Origin of the sequence: Massilia sp., from assembly GCF_046293535.1 — a bacterium.
In the GTDB taxonomy this organism is placed as follows: Bacteria; Pseudomonadota; Gammaproteobacteria; order Burkholderiales; family Burkholderiaceae_D; genus Telluria.
The window spans coordinates 1-2,109 of the sequence record NZ_JBKBOV010000090.1 but is presented as its reverse complement, the minus strand read 5'-3'; the positions used below and the strand labels follow the sequence as shown (position 1 = coordinate 2,109).

Below are 2,109 nucleotides of genomic sequence, written 5' to 3'. Positions count from 1 at the left end.
TGGGTTCCGGCCTTCGCCCACTGCTGTCCGGGATAATTTCATCTAGCCGGAAATCGTCGTTCCCGCGTAGGCGGGAACCCAATTTTGGGTGAAATATCCTGGCCTGCGATAGCGGCCCGCAACAGGGTTGGGTTCCGGCCTTCGCCGGAAGTCGTAGGCGCCAGTGGCGCGTACGACGAGTTAGGTGCTCAAAGTTTGCTTGTTGGATACGCTTACACCGCCGCCGTTTCCCTAAACCCCCATTAATGTAGAGTTAGCGATTATCCCGGACAGCAGTGGGCCTTCGCCGGAACGACGGTTTTCAAGCCCACACCGCGCGAGACGTCATCCCGGCAAAGGCCGGGATTCAAGTTTGGCAGCGCAGCCATAGTCTTTTACCCACCACGCCGCCGCCACAGCTGCACCCCGACCGTCGCCAGCAGCGCCGCCGCGCCCAGCGCCAGCGCCTTGTTGCCCGTCTGTTCGCGCCGCCGTTCGCCGCTGTGCACGCCGCTGGCGCCGTGCTGCGGCGCATACAGCGTCCCGACCGTATCCGCCGCGCGCTCCCCGCGCTGCGCCCATCCATCCAGGAAGCGATTCATGCCCGAGGCGATCAGGTTGGGTGCAAGCAGGTGGCTCAGCCTGAACAGGGACACCGGTGCGCCAACCGCCCTGGAGTCGCGCGGATGCCGCGCCAGGTCGACCACGGCAGCGGCGACCTTTTCCGGGGTGAGCGCGCCCGGCGGGATGGATAGCCTGGCGCCGGTATAGTTGGCTGCGTGGCGCATGCCCGGCGTATCCACGAAGGTGGGATACAGGTCGCACACGTGGATGTGGGGGCGCTTGACCAGTTCGGCGCGCAAGGCCTCGCTGAAGCCGCGCAGGCCGTACTTGCTGGCCGAGTAGGCGGCAGAATAGGGCGTGGAGACGAAGCCGCCGGCCGAGATCATGTTGACCCAGATGCCGTGGTCCTGCTCGAGGAAGATCGGCATCACCGCGTGGGCGTCGTTCATGTGGGTGAGGAGGTTGGTCTCGATGATGCGCCGGTGGTCGCTCATGGGCACCTCGGCATACTTGCCGACCACGCCGGCGCCGACGTTGCTGAACCACAGGTCGATCCGGCCCAGGATCTCGCGGGCCTCCCGCGCGAAAGCCGCGACGGCATCGGCGTCGATGGCGTCCACGACCAGCGCTTCGGCCCTGGCGCCGGCCTGGCGGCAGCGCTGCACGACGTCGTCGAGGCCTTCCTTGCCGCGCGCGCCCAGCACCAGTTGCGCGCCCTCGCGGGCAAAAGCGACGGCGGTCGCGGCGCCGATGCCGCTCGATGCGCCCATGATCACGACGCGGATGTTCGAAAGCTTCATGGTTTACCTCGCTCCAAGGTTCAGTGGAAGCCTTCGATTATTCCGCTGTTTCGTTTCTCGCCGCGTTCGAATTCCGCGCAGCAATCCTGAGCCGGCCTAGCGCGTCGGCTTGGGTAGCGCGATCAGACGGGTGCCGGCCAGACGGTCGTGCAGGAATTGCCGGTCCTTGTCGAACAGCGCCGTCATCGCCCAGGCGACGATCCCGAGCAGCAGGGCGGTCGCGATCTGCCCCTTGCCATGCAGCCCGAAGGCCCAGCACACCAGCAGGGCCGGGGCAAACCAGCCCCAGGCCAGCAGGAAGCGCAAGGCGGCCGTCCTGAACGGGAGCTGGCGGTGGCCGAGCTTGACCACCTTGATGCGCCAGGTTTTCATGGCCAGCGTGTGTCCGGTGTTGACCCAGCACCAGATGAAGTAGGCCGCCGTCACCAGGAACAGCCAGGCCTTCATGCCTTCCTTGGCGACAGGATGCTGGCTGTTCAGCGTGACCAGCATGTAGACCGCGATCGCCAGCATCTCGACCGAGAACAGGAGCAGCGCTTCGTACAGCATCACGGTGACGCGGCGCAGGATGGTCGGGGTGACGACCGGCGCGGGCTTAGTTGCTGGCGGTGCCGATGTTGCTTGCATTGCTTGCATTGTTCGCATTCGGGGCGGTGGGAGCGGCGGGAGCGCTTGGGGCAGCCGGGACGGGCGCGGCCGGCGCCGGCGTCGGCGCTGCCGATGGCGCGGCGGCCGGCGCCGGCGCCGTGCTCGCGGTGGCTGCGGC

The 2,109-nt window shown here is 67.0% G+C and carries 2 protein-coding genes; both read right to left on the bottom strand.

Going from position 1 to position 2,109, the window contains the following annotated elements:
* Positions 1-374: 374 nt before the first annotated feature.
* Entirely contained in the window at positions 375-1,343 is a 969-nt protein-coding gene (locus ACK4S9_RS23210) for an SDR family oxidoreductase (RefSeq protein WP_409730302.1), read from the bottom strand.
* A gap of 96 nt (positions 1,344-1,439) precedes the next feature.
* Positions 1,440-1,970, bottom strand: coding sequence for an RDD family protein (locus ACK4S9_RS23205; RefSeq protein WP_409730300.1), 531 nt, complete (start codon positions 1,968-1,970; stop codon positions 1,440-1,442).
* Positions 1,971-2,109 lie beyond the last annotated feature (139 nt).

What these genes read in the sequence shown, in the direction of transcription:
- ACK4S9_RS23210 (WP_409730302.1), bottom strand. Translation starts at nt 1,343, where the DNA reads ATGAAGCTTTCGAACATCCGCGTCGTGATCATGGGCGCATCGAGCGGC.
- ACK4S9_RS23205 (WP_409730300.1), bottom strand. Translation starts at nt 1,970, where the DNA reads ATGCAAGCAACATCGGCACCGCCAGCAACTAAGCCCGCGCCGGTCGTC.